General features: G+C 73.3%; 21 protein-coding genes and 2 pseudogenes. 5 read left to right on the forward strand and 18 right to left on the reverse strand.

All coding sequences use genetic code 11. The features are described 5' to 3' along the window. Positions 1–124 precede the first annotated feature (124 nt). Both ACFW6A_RS15055 and ACFW6A_RS15060 read left to right on the forward strand, forming a co-directional pair. Complete coding sequence (locus ACFW6A_RS15055; RefSeq protein WP_351851935.1) at positions 125–613, forward strand: hypothetical protein; 489 nt, start codon at positions 125–127, stop codon at positions 611–613. Positions 614–625: 12 nt separating this feature from the next. Then, positions 626–781: pseudogene (locus tag ACFW6A_RS15060) on the forward strand (IS5/IS1182 family transposase); the annotation flags it as partial. Here the strand turns inward: ACFW6A_RS15060 and ACFW6A_RS15065 are convergent. The 3 genes and pseudogenes from ACFW6A_RS15065 to ACFW6A_RS15075 all read right to left on the reverse strand — a co-directional run. After that, a pseudogene (locus tag ACFW6A_RS15065) lies at positions 750–1,192 on the reverse strand (transposase); the annotation flags it as partial. The pseudogenes ACFW6A_RS15060 and ACFW6A_RS15065 overlap by 32 nt on opposite strands. Positions 1,193–1,262: 70 nt before the next feature. Further along, the gene (locus ACFW6A_RS15070) at positions 1,263–2,177 is read right to left on the reverse strand and encodes a transposase family protein (protein ID WP_386641072.1); all 915 of its coding nucleotides are present in this window, start codon (positions 2,175–2,177) and stop codon (positions 1,263–1,265) included. A gap of 205 nt (positions 2,178–2,382) precedes the next feature. After that, the gene (locus tag ACFW6A_RS15075; RefSeq protein ID WP_386480568.1) at positions 2,383–2,991 is read right to left on the reverse strand and encodes a TetR/AcrR family transcriptional regulator; all 609 of its coding nucleotides are present in this window, start codon (positions 2,989–2,991) and stop codon (positions 2,383–2,385) included. A gap of 239 nt (positions 2,992–3,230) precedes the next feature. On the opposite strand from ACFW6A_RS15075, the gene ACFW6A_RS15080 reads away from it, so the two are divergent. Continuing rightward, a complete protein-coding gene (locus ACFW6A_RS15080; protein WP_386640859.1) occupies positions 3,231–3,782 on the forward strand; it encodes a 2'-5' RNA ligase family protein in 552 nt (183 codons plus the stop codon). Positions 3,783–3,976: 194 nt separating this feature from the next. Here ACFW6A_RS15080 and ACFW6A_RS15085 read toward each other — a convergent pair whose 3' ends face one another. Further along, positions 3,977–4,600 (reverse strand): DUF2867 domain-containing protein, encoded by a 624-nt coding sequence (locus tag ACFW6A_RS15085; RefSeq protein ID WP_386640862.1) that lies wholly within the window; start codon positions 4,598–4,600, stop codon positions 3,977–3,979. A 101-nt stretch (positions 4,601–4,701) separates the two neighbouring features. On the opposite strand from ACFW6A_RS15085, the gene ACFW6A_RS15090 reads away from it, so the two are divergent. Then, the gene (locus ACFW6A_RS15090) at positions 4,702–5,307 is read left to right on the forward strand and encodes a TetR/AcrR family transcriptional regulator (protein WP_386640865.1); all 606 of its coding nucleotides are present in this window, start codon (positions 4,702–4,704) and stop codon (positions 5,305–5,307) included. A 65-nt stretch (positions 5,308–5,372) separates the two neighbouring features. On the opposite strand, the gene ACFW6A_RS15095 is transcribed toward ACFW6A_RS15090, so the two are convergent. Then, positions 5,373–6,122 carry a class E sortase gene (locus ACFW6A_RS15095; protein WP_386640868.1) on the reverse strand — a complete coding sequence of 250 codons (750 nt, stop codon included), beginning with the start codon at positions 6,120–6,122 and terminating at the stop codon, positions 5,373–5,375. Positions 6,123–6,297: 175 nt separating this feature from the next. Between ACFW6A_RS15095 and ACFW6A_RS15100 the strand changes: the two genes are divergently transcribed. After that, positions 6,298–6,591 carry a YkvA family protein gene (locus tag ACFW6A_RS15100; protein ID WP_351851951.1) on the forward strand — a complete coding sequence of 98 codons (294 nt, stop codon included), beginning with the start codon at positions 6,298–6,300 and terminating at the stop codon, positions 6,589–6,591. 67 nt (positions 6,592–6,658) lie between these two features. Here the strand turns inward: ACFW6A_RS15100 and ACFW6A_RS15105 are convergent, their stop codons facing one another. The 13 genes from ACFW6A_RS15105 to ACFW6A_RS15165 form a co-directional block, all read right to left on the reverse strand. After that, positions 6,659–7,786 (reverse strand): hypothetical protein, encoded by a 1,128-nt coding sequence (locus tag ACFW6A_RS15105; RefSeq protein ID WP_386640871.1) that lies wholly within the window; start codon positions 7,784–7,786, stop codon positions 6,659–6,661. A 497-nt stretch (positions 7,787–8,283) separates the two neighbouring features. Further along, a complete protein-coding gene (locus tag ACFW6A_RS15110; RefSeq protein WP_386640874.1) occupies positions 8,284–9,060 on the reverse strand; it encodes a class I SAM-dependent methyltransferase in 777 nt (258 codons plus the stop codon). Next, entirely contained in the window at positions 9,057–9,218 is a 162-nt protein-coding gene (locus tag ACFW6A_RS15115; RefSeq protein ID WP_386640877.1) for a hypothetical protein, read from the reverse strand. Before ACFW6A_RS15115 ends, ACFW6A_RS15110 begins: the two co-directional genes overlap by 4 nt. Positions 9,219–9,460: 242 nt before the next feature. Continuing rightward, complete coding sequence (locus ACFW6A_RS15120) at positions 9,461–9,901, reverse strand: VOC family protein (RefSeq protein ID WP_351851962.1); 441 nt, start codon at positions 9,899–9,901, stop codon at positions 9,461–9,463. 232 nt (positions 9,902–10,133) lie between these two features. Next, a complete protein-coding gene (locus ACFW6A_RS15125; protein ID WP_351851965.1) occupies positions 10,134–11,729 on the reverse strand; it encodes an MDR family MFS transporter in 1,596 nt (531 codons plus the stop codon). Between the two features lie 183 nt (positions 11,730–11,912). Further along, complete coding sequence (locus ACFW6A_RS15130) at positions 11,913–12,617, reverse strand: TetR family transcriptional regulator (protein ID WP_351851968.1); 705 nt, start codon at positions 12,615–12,617, stop codon at positions 11,913–11,915. Positions 12,618–12,770: 153 nt separating this feature from the next. Continuing rightward, the gene (arcA, locus tag ACFW6A_RS15135) at positions 12,771–14,036 is read right to left on the reverse strand and encodes an arginine deiminase (protein ID WP_386480593.1); all 1,266 of its coding nucleotides are present in this window, start codon (positions 14,034–14,036) and stop codon (positions 12,771–12,773) included. Between the two features lie 36 nt (positions 14,037–14,072). Next, positions 14,073–15,536, reverse strand: coding sequence for a basic amino acid/polyamine antiporter (locus ACFW6A_RS15140; protein ID WP_351851974.1), 1,464 nt, complete (start codon positions 15,534–15,536; stop codon positions 14,073–14,075). Between the two features lie 234 nt (positions 15,537–15,770). Beyond that, complete coding sequence (locus ACFW6A_RS15145) at positions 15,771–16,913, reverse strand: alpha-lytic protease prodomain-containing protein (RefSeq protein WP_386640880.1); 1,143 nt, start codon at positions 16,911–16,913, stop codon at positions 15,771–15,773. A gap of 213 nt (positions 16,914–17,126) precedes the next feature. After that, positions 17,127–18,503: a nucleobase:cation symporter-2 family protein gene (locus ACFW6A_RS15150; RefSeq protein ID WP_386641075.1), complete on the reverse strand. Its 1,377-nt coding sequence runs from the start codon at positions 18,501–18,503 to the stop codon at positions 17,127–17,129. Between the two features lie 19 nt (positions 18,504–18,522). Then, positions 18,523–19,509: an isopenicillin N synthase family dioxygenase gene (locus tag ACFW6A_RS15155; RefSeq protein ID WP_386480604.1), complete on the reverse strand. Its 987-nt coding sequence runs from the start codon at positions 19,507–19,509 to the stop codon at positions 18,523–18,525. 212 nt (positions 19,510–19,721) lie between these two features. After that, a complete protein-coding gene (locus ACFW6A_RS15160; RefSeq protein ID WP_351851984.1) occupies positions 19,722–21,104 on the reverse strand; it encodes an amidohydrolase family protein in 1,383 nt (460 codons plus the stop codon). Continuing rightward, positions 21,101–22,444, reverse strand: coding sequence for a nucleobase:cation symporter-2 family protein (locus ACFW6A_RS15165; RefSeq protein WP_351851987.1), 1,344 nt, complete (start codon positions 22,442–22,444; stop codon positions 21,101–21,103). The genes ACFW6A_RS15160 and ACFW6A_RS15165 overlap by 4 nt, the downstream gene beginning before the upstream one ends. Between the last annotated feature and the right edge of the window lie 95 nt (positions 22,445–22,539).

A 22,539-nucleotide genomic window follows, 5' to 3' on the forward strand; every position in this document is an offset into this window, starting at 1 on the left:
CGCGAGAACCATCCGGTTAACCATGATCGTCACGATCGGATCATGCCACCCAACAGCCCGGATGCCTCACCCTCTATCACGCACCAGCTCGTAAGGGGCGGGCCGATGTTGAGAGACTACAGCTATGGGAACTTGGGGAACCTTGGGGCCGGCGTTGTTGTCTCTCGCGGGTGTTGCGCTCGGCGCGGGCGGATCGTTGTTTGGGCAGTACCTCGTCTCGCGTACGAGTGTTCGGCAGCTCGAAGCGCAGGAATCAGCCGCCCACCGGGCGCAGCTCAAGGACGCGGTTCTGAAGTTCGTGAGCATCGCGTTGCAGGTGGAGAAGGCGGCACTCACGCGATCGGACGGTGGCAGCCCGGCGGACGACCCCGCGCTCGGCGAACTCCTCGACGGCCTTTGGCTCGCCCAGGCGGAGATCGATCTGGCAGCCAGGAGCGAGCCACTGCGGGGCGCTGCCTACCGTTACGCGTTCTGCCTTGCTGAGGCGGCCCGAGGCGAGATAGCCGACGTTTCCGTGCTGCGTGGCCCGCAGGTGCAATTCATGGATGCCGCGTATGGCGACATGTGGTCGGGCCGGCGACGGGCAGAGGGGGAGCCTGCCACACCTCAATGAGACGATCTTGCTGTGGCTGGTGTGATCACGGCGTCCGAGCCGTCCTGGACAGCCCCGTTCACCGGGTTGAGCCCGCGTCGGTTCGGCAAGCTGATCACCACGTTGCGGCACGAGGGCGCGGATCCGGTCCGCAAGGGTCGGCCCTGGAGCCTGCCGCCGGAAGATCGAGGAGCGGGGTGCCGTGGCGGTCGACGATCAGATGACGTTGGGAGCCAGGGCGGGCACGGCCGACGGGCTAGGGGCCGATGTGATCCCCCCTTGGAGAGCCCGGACGTGAGAACCGTCCACGGAACAGTCGTCCAGGCCGAGAAGGCCGACGCGGCGTAGTTCGGTCAGGAGGCCGGCGTGGAAGCGCGGTCAGACACCGGCCTCGGTCCACTCCCGCAGCCGCCGCCAGGCCGTCGCGTCGGAGCAGCCCACGGTTTCGGCCGGGACATCGCGCCACGCGACACCGGTCCGCAAGACGTACATGACGCTCGTGAAGGCCGCCCCGTCGGGAACACGCAGTCGACGTGGGTGGCGGTGACGCCGTTCGGGAGCGGGCGGCAGAAGCGGCGTCACCTGCTCCCACGGGTCATTCTGAAACCATCAGTTACGAGCTGGTGCGTGATAGTGGTGTAGGCGTGTTTCGCCTGGTCGTGGCCTTTTCTCAGGTGTTGGCGGTGCGGTCGGAGACAAGGCCGGCGATGGCCCGATAGGTGGCGGGCAGAGCTTCGCGGCGGTGGGTCCAGCGGGTCAGCTGCTTCCAGCGTTTGTGGTCGGCAAGCGCGTGCTCGACGGTGATGCGCTTCGATGAGTGTCGGTGCCGGGCTTCCTCTCTGGCTGCGTGCACGTGTGGGAGGGCGATCTTGTTCGGCTTCCTGGGTGGTGTGATCGCCTTGCCGGGGTGGTCGCGTCTGAGGCCGAGGTATCCGTCGTCCAGGAGAACCTTCACATCGGGGAAGTGCTGGAAGCAGAGACCGATCCCCTCATTGCGTGCGGCGGTCGCATCGTGCATCCGCCCCGGCCGCAGGGCGTCGGTCCAGAGCGTGCGGCCCTGAGAGTCGGCGATGACGGTGGCCTTCATCGTGTTCTGCTTCTTCTTGCCGGAGACGAACGCGCGGCGGCCGCCGCGGCCGGCCAGGGGCCTGCGGACCTGGACCTCGGTCGCATCCAGCCTCAGCTCGACGCCCTCGGCCTGGGCATAAGCGAACACGTCTGCCAGGGTCCGCAGCCGCAGGCCAGGGTGGTCGGGGACGGCGCATCCACGTTCGGCCAGAAGCCCGCGTATCTCTCCGATAGCGCGGGTGACGGTGGAGCGGTCGACACCGAACAGCAGGGCGAGGAGAGAGTGCGGGAGATCGTGCCGCAGGTGGATCAGTGTGGCGACCAGCCGGTCAACGAAGACCAATTGGTGCCGGGCGCCGGCCCCCGCAGCCCGCCTCCTGGCCCCGCCGCGTGTCTGGTGACGCCGTCCTTCGACAGCGGCCTTCCACGGGCCGGCCAACTCCTCAAGCAAGCGGGCGAGATGAAGCCGGGAGATGCCCGTGAACACCTGATCCGCGAGAACCATCCGGTTAACCATGATCGTCACGATCGGATCATGCCACCCAACAGCCCGGATGCCTCACCCTCTATCACGCACCAGCTCGTAAGGCAACTGCATTGGCCAAGGCAGGGCCCCAAAGCCCCGGAGGAGCAGGCTCCATCGGAAAGGCCCGGAGGCCTCAGGGTCGCCTCGGAAGGCCCAGGAAGGCCCAGGAAGCCTCCGCCGGGCCTCGCCGCGGCCGTCAGGCCTCCGCTCCGACGGCCCGGGCGACCATGTCGACCACCGCGTCCACCAATCCCGTGTCCGGCGCGTCCTGTTCGGCCAGCATGCGGAACAGCAGCGAGCCGGCGACGAGCGTCGCCGTCGCCGCCACGTCCGTGTCGGGCCGTACGTCGCCGCGGACGATGCCGCGCTCCAGGATGCGGCGGGTCTCGCCGGTGACCCGGCCGGCGTAGGCGCCGTACGCGCTCCGCTCGGCGCCCGCCTCGGCCGCGGAACCGATCACGCCCGCGAGGAGCCGGTCGACTCCGGGCGCGCGGTACTGCCGCAGGCGGGCGGTGAGCAGCTCGCGCAGTTCGTCCCGGAAGCTGCCGAGGTCCGGCACGGTCAGGACGCCGACCCGGGCCTCGGCGGCCGCGATGACCAGGTCCTGCTTGGTGGGCCACCGCCGGTAGATGGCGGGCTTGCTGACCCCCGCCCGGGCGGCGACGGCCGCCATGGTCAGCTCCCCCATGCCGCGCTCCGCGACCAGTTCGACGACCGCGTCCAGTACGGCACCGGTCATCCGCTCGTCCCGCGGCCGGCCCGGCCCCTTGCCCTCGGTGTCCGCGCCGGACTGCCTGTTGGTCATGGCCCGACCCTACGAGGCGGCCGGGCGGGCCCCCAACCCGGCGCCGCCCCCGGCCCGTCCGGAGGTCCCGGCGGGGGCGACGGGCCGCCGTCCGACTCCCAGGGACCGGCCAGGATCTCCTCGGCCGGACTCGGCCCGTTCGTCGACGGGCCGCACACCGGCGTCATCCGCCGGCGGCCGGGCCCGGGGGCCGCCCCCGTATGCGGGGGCGCGGTGGCGGAGTGGCATCATGCGGTGCCATGGCGGACGACGGCAACGACAGGTTTCAGGCGGGCCGGACGGGGCTCATCGTCCGGGTCCCGGAGGCGGAGCCGGCCGTCCGCCCGTGGCGCGATCGGTTCGATCCCCCGGCCCGGGGCGGGGTTCCGGCGCACATCACGGTGCTGTTCCCGTTTCTCGAGTACGGCCGGATGGATGCGGCCGTCCACTCCGCCCTCGCGGAGGTGCTGGGAAGTCACCAGGCCTTCGACCTGCGGTTCGAGAGGTGCGGACGGCTCCCCGGGGTGTCCTACCTCGTTCCCGAGCCGGACGGGCCGCTGCGGCGGCTCACGGAGGCGATCGCTGGCCGATGGCCCGAGGCTCCGCCGTACGGCGGCCGGCACGCCGAGATCGTGCCCCACCTGACCGTCGCGCAGGGCCAGGGGGCCGCGGTGACGGAAGAGATCGAGGCCGACCTGGCCGGCCGGCTCCCCTTCACGTCCCACGTCTCCTCGGTCGAACTCGTGGTCCACGACGGCACGCGGTGGGACCAGCGGGCCTCCTTCGCGCTCGGGAAGCCCAGCGGGTCATGACGGAGTGACGAACGGATCGGCGCCGTCGCGCGGGATTCCCGACGTCCGCCACGCGGGTGGCGCCGCGGAGGCGGTCATGGCGGCCGTGCCCGCACCGGCCGCCGCCCCGCCGCGGATGACGGACCGTCCGTCCCCGCGTCCGGTCACTTCGTTCCCTCGAAGCATCGCGGTCACGAGGAAGACGGCACGGGGGGTCAGGGGTTCGCGTCCGGCGCAAGCGCGCGGCGCGTGGCGTTCGCCTGCCACTCCCGGCCGATCGACCGCATCAGCGCCGGGTACACGCCCAGGTACCGGAACGGCTTGATGCCGAGCATGTACAGGGAGCCGAGGCGGCCGTTGGGCTTCACCAGGACGGCCATCTGGCCCCGGTAGCCGCCGCTCCCGTCGGGGACCCAGCCGATGTGCATCACGCCGTGCATGGTCTTGTTGGCGTACTCGGCGGCCCACTCGTCGTGCGTCCGGAAGACCGAGGTGAAGGGGGACGAGGCGAGGTCCGGTCCCGGCGGCGCCTCGCGGAGGTCTTCCGGGAGGCGGTCGCGCAGGGTCTCCACCCGGCCGCCGACGCCCGAGTCCGGCGCGTCCCAGCCGAGCAGCGCCCCGAGCTTCCAGCGCACCGCGAAGAGGAAACGGCCCACGGGGTTGCCCCCGTGCGGGCCGTCCGTGCCGCCCGCCATCTGCTCGACCAGGTGGTGCAGGTCGTCGGGGCCGCCCGGGGTCGGCAGTGCCCAGAGGTCCTCCAGCCGGAAGTCGCCGGTGATCTCGTGGATCCGCCAGGGCCGGGACGTGTGGTCGCTCGCGGGAAGGCGCAGCGCGTTCATGACGGTCCCCCTGTCTGTACGGTGGCGTATAGATCGAGCATAACCCCTTTCTGTACGGCGCCGTATACTCCGGTTCGGAACGAAGCGAGGGGAGACCTGGCATGGGTGCGATCCGCACGCCGCGGGTCCGGTGGATCGAGGAGGGGCTGCGGGCGCTCGCCGCCGGCGGGCCCGAGGCCGTCCGGGTCGAGGTCCTCGCCCAGGCCCTCGGCGTCAGCAAGGGCGGCTTCTACGGCTACTTCCGCAACCGCGCCGCCCTCCTCGACGAGATGCTCGACGCCTGGGAGCGCGGGGTCACCGAGGACGTCATCGAGCGGGTCGAGCGCGGCGGGGGCGACGCCCGCGAGCGGCTCGGGCGGCTCTTCGACGTCGTCGGGGCCGCCGACACCCCCGTGACCGGCGCGGGGGTCGAGCTCGCCGTCCGCGACTGGGCCCGGCGCGACGAGGACGTCGCGGGCCGCCTCCGCCGGGCGGACAACCGGCGCATGGACTACCTGCGCGCGCTCTACGGGGCCTTCTGCCCCGACGAGGACGACGTCGAGGCCCGCTGCCTCATCACCTTCTCCCTGCGGATCGGCGACCACCTCATCGCGGCCGACGACGGCCCGCGCCCCCGCTCCGAGGTCCTCGCCGCGGTCAGGCAGCGCCTGCTGGCCCGGCCGGTACCCGCCGAGGACCCGGAGGGCAGGCCGGGAGCGCCGTCCTGAGCGGATCGCCCGACCGGACGCCCTCGCCGGTCGTCCTGACCGGTCGTCCTGGTCAGCCGTCCTGGTCAGTCGTCCTCGGACGGCGGGCGGGCCGAGGTCAGGACTCCGATCTTGTCGATGCGGTGCTCGGGGTTGCCCTGGGCGTCGCGCCAGAGGTTTCCCGCCGCGTCGTCCTCCGGAGTGGCGCAGGTGGAGAGCGTGATCATGGCGCGGGTCGGCCGTTCCCCGGGCTCCCCCGGCACGGCGGCCCGCTGCTCGGCCAGCGAGCGCTCGGAGCGGAACGAGGTGGTGCGGGTCGCGACGATCCGGTACGTGTACGTGGCGCCTTCGACGGTGACGCGGACCTCGTCCCCGACCTCGACGTCGGGCAGGTCGCGGAGCGGTCCCCCGGCGGAGAGCCGGTGGGCGGTCACCTGGTAGTTGCCGATGTCGCCCGGGCCGACGCCGCCGTGCTTCCCGTACGGGCTGGCCGCGACGCCCCGGTCCTGGATGCGGGTGCCCGCCCGGTCGTCCGTCCTCCCCTCGTACGGCACGACCCGCAGGTCCACCACCCCGATCGAGAGAACGTCGAGCTCGGCGGGGCGCGGGCGCGGGGTGGGGACCGGGGAAGGGGTCGGGGTCGGGGCGGCGGCCACCGGTGCGGGGGCTCCGGGGCCGCGGGCGGGCGGCGGTACGGCCCCGAGGGGCGCGGGTTCCGGCGGGGCGGCGGCCGGGGGCCCGTCGGGAGCGCCCGCGCCGGGCGCGGCGCAGCCTCCGAGCAGGACCAGGAGCGCCGTCGCGGCGGCGGCACGGCGGGCGGGGCGGACACGGGTCATGGCTCTCGACCGCCTGACGATGGACGGCACCTGCGTGCTGCGGCAAACGACGCGCCGGCCGACCGTATTCCCCCGCCCGAACGGGAAGCGGCACGGCCGCGGCCAAAGGCGTGGGTACGGAACCGGAGCTTCGGGGCACACGTTCTTCGAGCACACCGAGGAGAAGGAGGACCGGATGGACGGCGTGAGCGGCTTCTGGTGGGCGGTCGCCGCGGTGGTCTTCGCCGCGACCCTCGCGGTGGCCGTCGTCCTGGCCGTACGGCTGGCCCGGGCGCGCAGGACGCTCGGCGACTCGGGCGTCCCCATGTCGCGCAAGGTGCTCTTCTGGGGAGCCCTGCTCTACCTGGTCAGCCCGGCGGACCTGCTCCCCGATCCCGTCCTCCTCGACGACATCGGCGTCCTGCTGGCGGCGCTGCGCTCCCTGCACCGGGCCGGGGCGCAGGCGCGGGAGCCCGGCCGAACGGCCTGACGGCCCCGGGAAAGCCGCCGGCCGTCCCGGGGCGCGCCGCTCACGCCGTGCGCCGCGCCCCCTCCGCTCAGCGGCGGACGCCCGCGTACGCCCCCGGGGAGATGCCGCCCTCCGCGCCGGCCGTGCCGCCGACGGTCCAGACCCGGCCCGCCGCGTCGGTCGCCGCTCCGTACAGGTACCCGGCCCCGGGGGGTTCCTCGGTGCGGGTGAGGAAGCCCTGGGGGCCGGGCGTGAGGACGTAGTTCCCGTCCGGCTCGACCTCGGGGTTCAGGGTCTCCCCCACCACCACCGGGCGGCCGGAGCCGTCGAAGGCGATGTCGTAGAACTGGCCCGTCTCGGCGGGGGTGCGGACCGTGCGCCACGCACGGCCGTCGAAGCGCACGATCACGGGGCGGCGCCACAGCTTCTCGTCCCTGATGTGGCCGACGGCCCAGACGTCGTCCGCCGCCCGCGTCTCGATGCCGTCGAAGAGCGCCCCGTCGAGCGCGGGCGGCAGGCGCTGCTTGGTCCACGACGTGCCGTCGAAACGGGAGACGCCGTCGCCGACGGCCTGGAGGACGCCGTCGGGGCGGGCCTCCAGCTGGGAGACCCAGTTGAGCCCGGTGTCCGCGGGCAACCGGGTCCAGTCGCCACCGCCGTCCGCGTCCCCGCGGAACAGGGCCGGTACGTACTCCCCGGCCGCGTCGGCGTAGCCGCCGTACACCCAGACCGAACCGCCCTCGTCCACGGCGACGGCGGACAGCGACGTCCCGCTCGCCCCCTCCGGGAAGGGGAGGGCGACCTCGCTCCACGCCGCGCCGTCCCAGTGCTGGAGCAGGGCGCGGCCCCGGTCCCAGTCCGTGTCGCCCACGGCTTCGTAGCGGGTGCCGACCGCCCACACCTCGTCGGGCGCGCCGGCGGCGAGGTCGTCCAGGCGGCCGTGGTCGGCGGGCTGCGGGGGCGACTGCCAGCCCGTGCCGGTCCAGCGCAGGGCCACCGGCGCGAAGGGGCGGGTGGTCGCGTCGCTGCGGAGGCCGACCGCCCAGGTCGCGCCCCGCGTGGTCTCGACGTCGAACAGCACGCTGCCGTCGCCGTCGGACGGGCTGACGTCCCGCCAGTTCCCTCCGTGGGCGGCAGCGGGCGGGGCGGCGGCGCCGAAGACGGCCGCCAGCCCGATGGCGAGGGCCGTGGCCGACCTGGGGAGCGTCAAGAACATGAAGGACCGTCCTCGGTTCGGGGTGCGGGAGGTGGTGCGCGTGCTCTCGGTACCTCCGACGCGGCGGGCCACCGGAAATGTTTCACCCTCCCGGAGCGGTCCGGGCCGGCCCTCCCCGTCCGTCCGGACACGGCTCCTCGGGAACGCCTCGAAGGCGTCCCGAAGACATACAGCCGTGAATCGCCCTTCGGGTTGAACCAGAGACTGCATCCGGATCACCCTCACCGTCACGCTTTCCGCAGCCGCCGCCCTCGACGTGCCCCGCTCCGGGGGGGCGGGCAGGTGGTCGCCCCGAGCGGGCGCCGGATCGCCGCGAGGTCGTCGTGGGCGGGCAGGGACACCGGCGGGACCGGCAGGGCGTGGCGCGCGCGGCGTCGTCCGGCGTGGCCCGCCGGACCTCGCGGGCCGTGGGGAGCGGGCCGGGTGTGCGGGTCATGACCGGGTGCCTCCCGTCGGCGGGGGACGGGAAGGGGCGTTCCGGGGCGAGGGCGGGGCCGTCACGGGCGGGGCTCCCGGGGGCGGCGGGCCAGGGTGTGCACGAGGTGTGCCATGTCGCGGGCCGGGGAGCGCCAGGAGGCGGCCCACTCCGCCGCGACCGCCGCCGCGTACACGTGGTCGTCGGGCTCCCAGCCCACCAGGTGGTCGGTGAAGATCCGCACGCCCTGCCAGTGCAACGGCCTCAGCCCGTGGCCCGCCGCCAGGCGGTCGAGGGCCTCGGCGGTGTCGCCCCGGCTGTGGATGCCGAGGTTGCCGAGGCTGGTGGCGGCGCCGCTCTCGATGAGGCGGAGCGCGGTCTGGTAGTCGCCGGCGAGCGCCTCGCGCACGCCGACGGCGCAGCGGTTCTTGGCGAGGATGCTCAGCAGCCCGCCGGGAGCGACGAGTTCGGCGAGGCGGGCGACCGCCCGGTCGGGCCCGTCCAGGTACATGAGCACCCCGTGGCAGCAGACCGCGTCGAACCGCTCCCAGGTGAAGGGGAGGGTTTCCACGCCGGCCTCGACCAGGCGCACGCGGGCGTCGAGCCCGGGTCTCGCGGCGAGGCGGCGGGCCGTGGCGGCCAGCATGCGGGGGTCCGGGTCGGCGCCGGTCACGTGGTGTCCCGCGGCGGCGAGTCGCAGGGTCATCTCGCCGGTCCCGCAGCCCACGTCCAGGACCCGCACCGGGGAGGGGCCCAGCTCCGCGCGGAGGCGGCGCTCGACCAGGTCGTGGCGCAGCCGGCCGCGGGCGCTGTCGGAGTGGGCGCCGTAGGCGGCGGCGACGGGGGCGAAGTCGGTCACCGCGGCCGCCCCGTCTCCGTGCGGGGGCGGCCGGCCGGGATGCCTTCGCGCGCGGCGCGCGTACGGGGGGCGAGGTGGGCGGGGGCGCCGCGGCCGCCGGGGGGCCGTTCGAGGCGTTCGGCGGCCGGGGCGCGCACGGGGTCGGGGGACGGGGGCATCTCGGCACCTCACCGGGTTCGGGACGGAGGACGGGCGGTTGGGACGTCCCCCGGCCCAACGACCGGGGCCCTCGTGCCGAGCACATGCGATTCGGACGGTGTTCGAAGCCCGGGGCGTGCGGGGCGGGTCCGTTCCCCGTGCGCCGGTCCGTGCGGGACGCGGGTCGTGACCGGTGCCGCGCGTGGCCGAAAGCCGCCGCTCCGCCGCCCCGTGCGGGGCCGCGTCCCGCCCCGGCGGTGCGTCAGCCGATCCGTTCGGCCAGGGCGACGATGATGCCCGAGGGGCCCCGGAGGTAGCAGAGGCGGTAGACGTCCTCGTACCGCGCCACCTCGCCGAGGAGTTCGGCGCCGTGGCGGCGCAGGCGGGCGAGGGTCGCGTCGATGTCGTCGACGGCGAACATGACCCGGTGCAGGCCCACCGTGTTCGGCGGCGGGTGGGGGGAGCCGTCGCGGACGGGAGCGGGGTGGTGGTACTGCGCGAGTTCCAGCTTGCCGTGGCCGTCGGGGGTGCGCATCATCGCGATCTCGCTGCGGACGCCGTCGAGTCCGACGGTCCGGTCCGCGAAGAGGCCCTCGATCGGCGACCTGGCCTCGACCTCCATGCCCAGTTCGGTGAAGAAGGCGACGGCGGCGTCCAGGTCCTCGACGACGATCCCGACGTTGTCCATCCGCTGGAGGGTCATGACGGTTCTCCCTGCTGTGGTGCGTGGCCCTTCGACGCCACCGGTATACCGGGGACGGGGCTCGGGCCCGTGCCCGACACCCCCGGACGGGCCGGACGGCCGGGCGGGCACGGGGTCCGGTGAGGGGGACGCGCTCGTCCGCGCATGCCGACGCGGCCTCTCCCACCGTCCCTGTGGGAGAGGCCGCCACCGGGCGGCGGACGGTACGCATGCGTCCGCCGCCCGGGGTTCGTCAGGCCGTCCCGGCGTGCTCCGCCGGGGTGGACGCGGTGGCCCGGGAGGGGCCGTCCTCGGTCTTCCGTCCGGCGGCCGACTCCTCGGCGAGGCGTTCCATGCCGCTCGTGGTCTTCAGCGGCTTCTCCTTGACGAAGAGGACCGCGACGAGCGCGAGGAGGGCGAAGGGGGTGGCGACGAGGAAGAGTTCGCCGGTGGCGACGCCGTAGGCGTGCTCCACGATCTCGCGGATCGGGCCGGGCAGGGTCGTCATGTCCGGCACCGCTCCGTGTCCGGCCGCGCCTCCCCCGGCGGGCACGCCCGCGTCCTGGAGGCCCTTGCTCATCTCCGCGGCCACCCGGTTGGCGAGGATGGCGCCGAGCACGCTGGTGCCGATGGTGCCGCCGAGGCTGCGGAAGAAGGAGAGGACCGAGGTGGCGGCGCCCAGTTCGGAGGCGGGCACGTCGTTCTGCGCGGCCAGGACCAGGTTCTGCATCAGCATGCCGACGCCGACGCCCATGACCGCCATGTAGAGGCTGAGCAGGCCGAAGTGGGTGTCGGCGCCGATCGTGGCGAGGAGGCCGAGACCGGCGGTCATCAGCACGCCGCCGGCCACGAGGAACGCCTTCCAGCGGCCGGTCTTGCTGATGAACTGCCCGGCGACCGTGGAGGACACCAGGAGCCCCATGATCATCGGCAGGCTCATCAGGCCGGCGACCGTCGGGGACTTGCCCAGCGAGATCTGGAAGTACTGGGACAGAAAGACGGTGCCGCCGAACATGGCCAGGCCGACGAAGAGGCTGGCGACGGTGGTCAGGGTGACGGTGCGGTTGCGGAAGATGCCGAGCGGGATGATCGGCTCGGGCACCCGGGACTCGACGAGGACGGCGGCGGCGAGCAGGACCAGTCCGCCGCCGGTCAGGGCCGCGGTCTGCCAGGAGGCCCAGTCGAAGCTGTTGCCCGCCAGCGACACCCAGATCAGGAGCGCGCAGACGCCGGCGACGATGAGGAAGGCGCCCAGGTAGTCGATCTTCGCCTCGCGGCGCGTGGTCGGCAGCTTCAGGGTCCGCTGGAGCAGCACGATGGCGAGCAGGGCGAAGGGGACGCCGATGAAGAAGCACCAGCGCCAGCCGAGCCAGGAGGTGTCGACGAGCACGCCGCCGATGAGGGGGCCCGCGACGGTGCCGACGGCGAAGACGGCGCCGAACAGTCCGGCGTACTTGCCGAGCCTGCGGGGCGGGATGATCGCCGCCATCACGACCTGGGCCAGGGCCGTCAGGCCGCCGGCGCCGATGCCCTGGGCGACCCGGCTGAAGATCAGCAGGCCCACGTCGTGCGAGAAGCCGGCGAGGAGCGAGCCGACCACGAACAGGCCGAGGGAGATCTGGAGGAGCAGCTTCTGGTTGTAGAGGTCGGCGAGCTTGCCCCAGAGCGGGACCGTCGCCGTCATCGCGAGCAGTTCGGCGGTGACGACCCAGGTGTACGAGGACTGGCTGGCGCCGAGGTCGGCGATGATCCTGGGCAGGGCGTTCGCGACCACCGTGCCGGCCAGGATCGACACGAACATGCCGGCCATCAGGCCGGACATGGCCTGGAGTATCTGTCGGTCCGACATGGAGGTCGGTGGCGCCTCGACCGGCGCCGTCGTTGAGGTCACAGCATCCTTCTCAAGTGGTGCGTTGTCCGGAGGGCCGCTGCCGCGGACGCGGGTCGCGGCGCTCCGGGGAGATCCGTTCGGCGGGTGGCGGGGGCGCGGCCGGGCCGGGCGCCCGGGGGCGGGCGTCCGGGGGCGGGCGCCTCAGCCGCCGCCGGGGTGGGCGTCGGGGGGAACGGGGGGTTCGGGGAGGCCGGCGGCCAGGTGCTCGAAGGTCTCCCGGAAGACGTCGGCGAAGGACGTCTCGGCCTGCCGCACGCACCAGTGCTCGACGGCGACGCGGACGGCGGTGCTGCCGACGGCCGCCAGGAGGCGTGGGTAGAGCGGCAGCGCGCGTCTGCGCTCCTGCTCCGGCGGCGAGCCCTGGGCGGGGCGGTCCTCGGTGAAGAGCGGCGAGTCCGCGCCGACGCGCTCGGCGAGCGCTTCCGCGAGGAGGAGTTCGTCGGCCATGTGGGCGCCGAGGGTCCGGGCGAGTAGCTGGGGGTGGGTGCCGAGGACTTCCGCGTGGAGCCGCCACAGCTCGTGCTCCTGCTCGATCTCCTCCAGTTCCGCGGCCAGGGCCTCGCGGAGCGCATCGAGCGGGGCGAGCCCGGCCGGGGCGGCGAGGACGGCGCGGCGGACCCGGGCACCGGAGTCCGCCCCGATCATCACGAAGACTTCGTCGCGGGAGTCGAAGTAGTTGAAGAAGGTGCGCGCGGAGACGCCGGCGGCCGCGCTGATGGCGTCGACGGTGACGTTCTCGACGCCGTGCTCGGCCGCCAGGCGCACGGCCGCCTCCGCCAGGGCGGCGCGTGTCGCCTTCTTCTTGCGTTCCCTGAGCCCGCCGCGGGCGGGCACCCCCTCTGCCATGCGTGCATGGTACGCAAAAATGCAGAGCCTGCAAAAATCAGCCGTCCGCCTTCGGCCGGGGAGTGAGGGCGGTGCGGTACCGGGTGTCGTGGAGCAGGGTGGTGATCCTGGCGGTGGTCGGGCGGTCGGGCTTCTCCGGGGTCCGCCGGCCGGTCAGAACGCGACTTCGTCGCGGATCAGGGGGCAGGTCATGCAGTGACCGCCGCCCCGGCCGCGGCCCAGTTCGGCGCCGACGATGGTGATGACCTCCACCCCGGCCTTGCGCAGCAGGGTGTTGGTCTGGGTGTTGCGGTCGTAGGTGAAGACGACGCCGGGTTCGAGGGCGACGGCGTTGTTGCCGCTGTCCCACTGCTGGCGTTCGGAGGCGTAGACGTCGCCGCCGGTCCGGACCACCCGCAGTTCGGGCAGGCCGAGGGCCTTGGCGACGACGTCGACGAAGGGGGTGGAGCCCTCGTCGGTGATCTCCACGCCCGGTTCCCGGTCGGTGGGCCGCAGGGAGAAGGTGTGGACGGAGTCCATGATCGCCGGGTAGAGGGTGACGATGTCGCGGTCGGCGAAGGTGAAGACGGTGTCGAGGTGCATGGCCGAGCGCAGTTTGGGCATACCGGCCACGACGACGTGCTCGGCGGCGCCGTTCTCGAAGAGGGCGCGGGCCACCTGGGTGATGGCCTGGCGGGAGGTGCGTTCGCTCATGCCCATGAGGACGACGCCGTTGCCGACGGGCATGATGTCGCCGCCCTCGAAGGTGGCCTGGCCCCAGTCCCGCTCGGGGTCGCCCCACCAGACGGTGGCGTCCTTGAAGTCGGGGTGGTGGGTGTAGATCGCCTTCATCAGGAGGGTCTCGCCGTGGCGGGCGGGCCAGTAGAGCGGGTTCAGGGTGACGCCGCCGTAGAGCCAGCACGTGGTGTCGCGGGTGTAGAGCGTGTTCGGAAGGGGCGGCATCAGGTACTCCCGGGCTCCGGTGCCTTCCCTGGCCAGTGCCGCGTATCCGGACCGGAGGTCGTCCGGCAGGTCGGCGGTGGACAGTCCGCCGATGAGGAACTCCGCCAGGGCGCGGGGGGCGAGGGAGTCGAGGAACGCCCGGGTCTCCCGGACGAGTCCGAGGCCGACCTCGTTGGCGGTGATCTTCCGGTCGAGCAGCCACTCCTTGGCCGCCGGGAGGGTCATGGTCTCCGAGAGCAGGTTGTGCAGCTCGACGACCTCGACCCCGCGCTGGGTCAGCTTGTTCACGAAGTCGGCGTGGTCGCGCTGGGCGTTCTCCACCCACATCACGTCGTCGAAGAGCAGGTCGTCGGAGTTGGTCGGGGTCAGCCGGCGGTGGGCGAGGCCGGGTGAGCAGACGAGGACCTTGCGGAGCCGCCCGACCTCGGAGTGGACGCCCAGGGCGGGCTTGGCGGAACCGGAGTCGCTGGTGGTCATGGTCGGCCTTTCTGGTGGCGCGGGGCGTCGGTGGGGTCAGAGTTCGATCCAGCCGGCCGCCAGGGCGACGACGCCCAGCACGGCACCGGCGACGGAGACGGCGCAGATGACGGCCTCCCCCGGGGAGAACAGACGGCGGTTCTGCTCCCGGCGGGTCTGCGCGAACAGGAGGGTGGCGGGGGCGTAGACGATGAAGGAGACGAGGACGAACTTGAGCCCCGCCGCGTAGAGGAGGAAGGCCGTGTAGAGGGTGGCGAGGACGGCGACGACGAGGTCCCGGCGGGTCGTCCACCCCCTCACCTCCTCCTGGCGGGGCCTCAGGGCGATCTTCACCGCGAAGCCGGCGGCCAGCAGGAACGGGATGAGGCTGAGGGCGCTGGTGAGGTCGAGGGCGAAGTTGAACGCGTCGCCGGAGAAGGCCGTGACAACGAGGACGACCTGGCTCAGGGCCGTCGTCAGCAGCAGCGCGGGGACGGGCACGTCGTCACCGCTGGAGCGGCCGAGGAAGCGCGGCATGTCCCTGTCCTTGGCGGCGACGAACAGCACCTCCGCCGCCATCAGCGTCCAGGCCAGGTAGGCGCCGAGGACCGACACGATCAGGCCGACGCTGACGAAGACCTGGCCCCAGGTGCCGACGGCCGCCTCCAGCACGCCCGCCATGGACGGCTGGCGGAGCTGGGCGATCTCGCCCATCGGCAGGACGCCGTACGAGACGATGGTGACCGAGGCGAAGATCGCGAAGACGCTCAGGAAGCCCAGGACGGTGGCGCGCCCCACGTCCTCGCGGCGCTTGGCGTGCCGGGAGTAGACGCTGGCGCCCTCGACGCCGAGGAAGACGAAGACCGTGGCGAGCATCGTGCCGCGGACCTGGTCGAAGAGGGAGCCCGCGTAGTCCGCGCCGGCGAAGTTGTCCGCGAACACGGAGGGCTCGAAGAGGAAGAGGGCCAGGAGGACGAAGACGAGGATGGGGACGAGTTTGGCGACGGTCACGATCCGGTTGATCGCCGTCGCCTCCTTCACTCCGCGCCGGACGAGCAGGAAGAAGCCCCACAGGCCCGCCGAGGACAGGACGATCGCGAGGGCGGTGTCGCCGTCGCCGAGGGCGGGGGCGAGGGCGCCGACCGTCGACATGATGAGCACCCAGTACGTGACGTTGCCGACGCACGCGCTCGCCCAGTAGCCGAAGGCCGAGAAGAAGCCCAGGTACTCGCCGAAGCCCGCCTTGGCGTAGGCGTAGACGCCGGCGTCCAGGTCGGGACGGCGCACGGCGAGGGTCTGGAACACGAACGCGAGCATCAGCATGCCGAAGCCGGCGACGGCCCAGGCGATCAGCGCTCCCGCGACGCCCGTCTCCTGGGCGAACCGCCGGGGCAGCGAGAACACGCCGGCGCCCACCATGGACCCGACGACCATCGCGGTGAGGGTCGGCAGGGTGAGCTTGGCCGTCGGCGCGGCCTCCCCGGAGACCGTCTCGTCGCTCGCCGACGCGTCCTTCTTCACGTGGACCCCCTCCGAGGAGTTGACAGACCGTGGCGCCTGGAACGCCCATCAAGGTGAGAAACTATCCAGGTTCAGTCTGTTTTGCCCACATATGGGGTCGCGTCCATAGGGTCGCGTCGTCCGGAAGAAGGGCGGGCGGGCCCTCCGGCGCCGCGGGGTCGGGCGGCGGGCAGGCACTTCCCGTCGGTGCCGTGCCGCCCCGCGCTCCGGGGCGCGGGGCGGCGCGGCGCGGCCTCAGGCGGTGTGCAGCCGCAGGCCGTAGCGGGCGAGGATCTCGTTCACCGGCTGGAACCACGTCTCGCCGCCGGAGGAGCAGTTGCCCCAGCCGCCGGAGGTGACGCCCTGGGCCTGGTCGCCGCTGAGGAACGAGCCGCCGGAGTCGCCGCCCTCGGCGCAGACGCTGGTCTTGGTCATCTGGTACACCGCGCCCTGGCTGTAGTTGACCGTCTGGTTCTTGGCCAGGACGGTGCCGCAGTGCCAGCGCGTGGTGGAGCCCGAGCGGCAGATCGAGGCGCCCACCGGGGCCTCGGCCGAGCCGCGCACCAGCTGGTCGGGGACGGTGCCCCAGCCGAGCACCACGGGCACGGTCCACCAGCCGCTGTGGATCGAGACGTACGCGTAGTCGTCCCCGGGGAACGACGAGCCCTGGAAGGTGCCCATCGCGGAGCCGTCCCAGCCGCGCACCGCCGCACCGGCCCGCCCGCAGTGACCGGCCGTCACGAAGCCGCCGTGGACGGAGAAGCCGATCGAACAGCGGACGTTGCCCGTGTAGTACGGGTCGCCGCCCACCGTGCCCGCCGCGTACGTACGGGGCGCCTCGGCCGTCTCGGCGACGGTGACCGGCCCGGCCGCCCCGGCCCGGTCGAGGAAGGCCCGCACCGCGGGGGCCTGCCGCTGTCCGCGCACGACGTCGACCACGACGCTGTTGGCCTTCGGATCGACGTGCCACCCGGCGATCCCCGCGGGGGCGCGGAGCCCGTCCAGGCGCGCCTTGGCCCGGTCGAGGGCCGCGGCACCGTGCCGGACCAGCCGGGTGTCGGCGCCCAGCGCCCGCACCTCCGCCTCCTCGGCGCGGTCGGTCACGGCGACGACGAGCCGGCCGGCCGCCGGGTCGAACCACGAGCCGGCGTAGGCGGCGCCCGCGCGCTGCCGGGCGGCCTTCTCCACCTCGGCGGCCGTCTTCTCGGCGCGGAGCCGTTCCTCGGCCTGCGCCTCGGTCAGCCCGAGGTCCCGCCGCATCGCGTCGAGCAGTCCGGCGGACGCCGAGGGCGGCGCGGCGCGCTCCGGAAGCGGGGCGGCGTTCGCCGCGGCGGCGCCGAGACAGACCGTCAGGAGCAGGGCGCCGACGGCGGCGCGCAGGGGGGTGGTGCGTTTCACGGGACCTCCAGGGTGGGGGAATCCGAACGCTGAGAGCGCTCTCTGAGAGCGCTCTCAGTCACGTTAGCGGCCCTTCCTTGTCAGGTCCATACCAACAGTGGCCGTCGTTCGGCCGCCCTTCGCCGCGGCCCGCCAGAGGCCGGAGCCCTCACCGCCGCCGCATGGCTCGCCCCGACGGTCCTCGGCGACGAGCGGGCCGGCCCCCGCCCGCCGTCAGGCTCCCGCCCGCCCCGCAGGCGTCTCGCGCCGCCCCTCCGACACCGGCACCGGCGTCGGCACCGGCACGGGACCGGCATCGCGCCGAGAGCCCCCTCCGTTGAACGCCAGGTTCAGGAAGAACGCCAGCAGCGTCGCACTCGTCACCGGTGAGCCGAGGACGATGCCGACGCCTTCGGGGAAGCGGGAGTACAGGTCGGGCGCCACCTCGGGCGCCATGCCGACGCCGATCGACACCGCGACGATCAGCAGGTTGTGCGTGCCGTCGAAGTCGACCTTGCGGAGCGTGCTGACACCGACCGCGGCGACCGTCGCGAACATCACGAGCCCCGCCGCGCCGACCACCGGTTGCGGCAGCCCCGCGACCAGCGCCCCGAGCCTGGGAACCAGGCCGAGGAGGACGAGGATGCCGCCCGCGACCGTCGCGACGTGCCGGCTGCGCACCTTCGTCATCGTCACCAGGCCCACGTTCTGTGCGAACACCGTGTCCAGGAAGGCGTTCATGACGCCTCCCAGCACCCCGGAGAACCCGTCCGCGGCCAGTCCGCGCGCCATGTCCGCGGTGGTCAGCCGCTTCCCGGTCAGCTCCGCGACCGCGATCAGATCGGCCGTCGACTCGGCGAACAGGACCAGCATCACCACGCACATGGACAGCACGGCGACCGCGGGAAACTCCGGGGCGCCGAAGTGGAACGGGGCGCTGATCCCGATCCAGTCCGCCGCCCGTGCCGCCGAGAAGTCGACCAGACCGAGCGGAACGGCGACCGCCGTCCCCGCCAACAAGCCCAGCAGCACACCGGTTTGAGCGAGGAAACCGCGCCCGAACCGTGCCACCAGCAGGATCACGAGGACGACGAACGCGGCGAGCGCGAGCCGCGAGGGCGCCGCGTGATCGGCGGCCCCGGGGTCGTTCCCGACGACCAGGTTCACGCCCACGCCGATCAGCGCGAGCCCCACCACCGTGATCACCACGCCGCTCACCAGCGGCGGGAAGAAGCGGACCGCCTTCGCGAACGGATAGGCGACCAACAGCCCGAACACTCCGGCGGCGAGCATCGACCCGTACACCGCCTGAAGACCGTACTCCCCGGCGATCAGGATCATCGGCGTCACCGCGGTGAACGCGGCCCCGGCCATCACCGGCATCCGCACGCCGAGGAAGCGGCCGACACCGGCGCCCTGGATCATCGTGACGACGCCCGCGACGAGCAGATCGGCGTTGATCAGAACGGCGATCGTCGCGGCGTCGAGCCCGGCCGCGGCACCGAACACCAGCGGCACGGTCACACATCCCGTGTACATCACGAGCACGTGCTGGAGCCCCAGCACCGCGAGCCGCCCGAAACCGGCCCGCCGTCCGCCCGTCGCAGACATCGTCACGTCGACCACCTTCCTAGCGGGCGAAGTTCGCGGCGATGCGCTGCTGGATGTAGTCGGCCGCGGTGATCGGCGGGTAGCGGCCCTCCGGGCCCTCGATCACCACGTCACGGTCGGCCTGCGCGAAGAACGCGATGCTGTGGCGGGCCGACCGGTCGTCGTCGGGGCCCGGTGACCTGACGCGGTGGAAGTTCGACGGGAGCCGGTCGTCGCTCCACCGCATCAGCATGTCCCCGATGTTGCAGGTGATCACGGAGTCCGCCGGCTCGACCGGCGTCCACTCCTGCGCCTCGGCCTCCTTGCCCGGGCACACCTGCAGCCCGCCCTGCCCCTCCCGCTGGAACAGCAGCGTCAGGCAGTCGAAGTCGGTGTGCGCCCCGGCCCGCCACACGTTCGCGGGGATCACGGCGTCGTCGGGCACGGCGAAGTAGTGCAGCATCCGCAGGGTCGACTGGTACCGCGGGCTCGCCGGGTCGTGGGCCCGCGCGAAGAACCCCTCGGGCATCCCCAGCCGGTCCGCGAAGCAGGACAGCACCCGCATCGCCAGGTCCCGGCAGCTCGCCTCGAACGCCAGCACGCGCTCCCGGAACCCGGGCAGCGCGTCGTCCGGCCACAGCCCCTCCATGTGCGGGCGGGTCACCTGGTAGGACTCCTTCTGGTCGGGCGTCCCGATCGAGGGGCGCACCTGGGTCATCGACTCCCAGCCGGAGTTGAGCCCCTTCTTCAGGGCGTGCCGCGCCTTGGTCTCCTCCGGCAGGGCGAAGAAGGCCTCGGCGTCGGCGAACGCGCCGTCCACGACGTCGGGTTCGATGCCGTGGTTGACCAGCTGGAAGAAGCCGATGTCCGTGGCGGCGGCCCACAGTTCCCCGGTGATCTCCGCCTTGCGGTGCTCGAAGTCGGTGAGGTCGATGCGGCGGATCTCCCGGGCGGACGTCTCCGTCCCGGCCCCGCCCATGCGGGTCTCCTTGGCCAACTCGTCGAGGGTGTACGTGGTGTTCGTCATCGCGGCTGTCGCTCCTGTGACAGGGAGTTGCGTACGGGATGCAGTCACCGCCCCTGCGATCCCCAGCACGGGCACTCGTATGCCCGCGTGCACGGTCGCGGCGGGCCCCTTCGTGGGCCCGGCGCCGTGGGCTGGTGCGGGCCCCGGTCGCCGGGGCCCGCACGCGATGTGCTCAGCCTGCACGGTGTGTGTTACCGGTGGGGATCACGCTGTTACGCGGCCGTAAAGCCCGAGGCGCCCGCGGTGGAGGTCCCGGGCTCCGCCGGTCGATCGCCGCGGGAGCCCCCACCCGCGAGGCCTGCCGCCAGCTCCCGCGACGACAGCCTGACGTGCTCTCCGTCGCGTACCAGCACCTCGCCCCCGACCAGCACGGCCGCCACCGTCCTGCTGCCCGCGCACGTCAGCAGCGTCGCCCCCGGATCGCGGACCGGGAGGCAGGCGTAGTCCCGGTCGAAGCGGTGCAGGACGAGGTCCGCCCGCATCCCCACCCGCACCCCGCCGTCCGGGTTCTCCTCGATCCCGAGCACCCGGTTCGCACCGCCCGCCGCTATCGCGAACATCTCGGGGAAGCCGAACAGGTCCGCCTTGCGGTGCGCGGCCCGCTGCAGGTAGGCGCCGATGCGCAGCGCCTCCAGGATGTCCTGCGTGTCGTTGCTGGCGGCCCCGTCGACCCCGAGACCGACGCTCAGGCCGGCCTCCAGCATCTCGGGCACCGGTGCGATCCCGCTGCCGAGCCGCATGTTGCTCAGCGGGTTGTACGAGACGCCGACGCCGTGCCGGGCGAGGGTGGCCCGCCCCCGGGCGTCGAGTTCCACGCAGTGCACGGCGAGCAGCCGCTCCCACAGGAACCCGGCCCGCTCCAGGTACTCGACGGCGCCGACTCCCGCGCGGTCGCGGCACATCGTGTCGTCCGTGGTGGTCTCCAGCAGGTGCAGGGAGACGGGCAGTCCGCGCTCCTCGGCGTACGCGCGCACGGCGCCCATGCCCTCCGGCGTCAGGCACCGCGGATTGGGCACGGCCACGCCGACGTCCACCCGGCTGCCGCGCGCCTGCGCGATCAGCTCGTCGGTGTGCGCGAGGGCCTCCTTCAGCGGCTGCATCAGCCGCGGATCGAAGCCCCACGCGCGGCTCGGGTCGGCCCGGTCGGCGACGCCCCGGCACAGCACGGCGCGTACGCCGCTGTCCTTGAGGGCCCGGAGCACCGCGTCGTGCACCTCGGGCGACGGGTGCGGCCACATGTGCTCGACGAGCGTGGTGGTGCCGCTGCGCAGCGCTTCGGCCGCGGCGGCGGCAGCGGTCGCGTAGGCCCGCTCGGGCGTGAGCAGCGCCGCCTCCTCGCCGACGGCACGCAGCCACGCGAGCAGCCCGAGCCCCTCGCCGATGCCGCGCAGTCCCGCCTGGAAGAGGTGGGTGTGGGTGTTGACGAGGCCGGCCGTCAGGTGTCCGCCGTGCCCGTCCAGGACCTCGCCGCCGCACGGGAGTTCACCGTGCGCCGAGATCGCCGTGACCCGCCCGTCGGCGATGTGCACGTCCCTCCCGGGCAGCCAGCGGCCCCCGCTGTGGACGGTGACGTCCGTGATCGTCCCGGGTGTCATCGGGCGGACTCCTTCCGGCGACGGGCCGCGCCCGTGTGGTGGAACAGCAGGTTGAGCAGGAACGCCACGATCCCGGTGACGGCGATGCCGCTGTCCAGGACGGTGCGCAGGTACGAGGGGAGCGGCGCGTAGAAGTCCGGTGCGCCGAGGGGAATCATGCCGAGCGCGAAGGCGAGGGCGACGGTCAGCAGGTTCCGCGGTTCGGTCAGGTCGGCGCGCGCGAGGATGCGCAGCCCGACGGCGCCGACGGTCCCGAACATGACGAGCGAGACCCCGCCGAGGACCGGCCCCGGCACGGTGGCGACGGCGGCCCCGAGGACGGGCACAAACGCGAGCACCACCATCAGCGCTCCCGACAGTGCCACCACGTGCCGGCTCTTCACGCGGGTCACGCTCACCAGCCCCACCGACTGCCCGAACGTCACGATGGGGAAGGAGGCCAGCGCCCCCGAGAGCACGGTGGCGGCCCCGTCCGCGCGGAGCGCCCGTACGACGGTGGGCGCGTCGTCGCCGCGGCCGACGATCTGGCCGACCGCGAGGGTGTCGCCGACGGACTCCACCATGTTCACGAGCTGCACGACGAGCATCGCCGCGATGGCGGGCAGCACGAACGCGGGCGCCCCGAAAGCGGTCGGGTCGGGCGCCGTGACGGCGCGCGCGTCCGCGACCCCCGACCCGTCGAACAGTCCCAGGGGCAGCGCGGCCACGGTGCCCGCGGCCAGGGCGAGGAGCACCGAGAACCGGGCGAGCGCGGGCGGCGCGACGCGCTCCACGACGACCACGAGCAGCACCGTCCCGGCGGCGAGCGCGAGCCCGCGGCCACCGCTGCCGCCGGACCCCCCGCCGATGACGAGACCGGCCGCCGAAGGCACCAGCGAGAACCCGATGACGGCGATGACCGTCCCGGTGACCAGCGGCGGGAACAGGTGCAGACAGCGCCCGAACCAGGGGGCGACGGCCAGCGTCACCAGGCCGGACACGACGGTCGCCCCGAACACGGCGGCGAGCCCGTACTGCTGCCCGATGAGGATGGCGGGGGTGATCGCGGTGAACGTGGAGCCCATCACGATCGGCAACCGCGCCCCGAACCACTTCAGCCCCCACGACTGCAGTACGGTGGCGACCCCGCTGACCAGCAGGTTCGCGCTGATGAGCAGCCGTATCCGGTCCTCGGGCAGATGGAGCGCGGTCCCCACGAGCAGCGGCATCGTGGCCATGCCCGCGTAGGCGACGAGCAGATGTTGCAGGCTCAGCGGCACGAGCCGCCGCCACGGCGGTCGTACGTCGACGGGGTGGGGTCCCCGGTGTGCGGGCGCGACGGCATGCTCGACGACAGCCATCGTTCCTCCTCGAAGCTCGGCGGAAGACGGCTGGTTAGCGCCCGGGCAAGCCCCGCACCCGGACGCACACCGGCCGTTGCAGCCATGACCGGTGT

The organism is Streptomyces sp. NPDC058758 (assembly GCF_042746075.1).
In the GTDB taxonomy this organism is placed as follows: domain Bacteria; phylum Actinomycetota; class Actinomycetes; order Streptomycetales; family Streptomycetaceae; genus Streptomyces.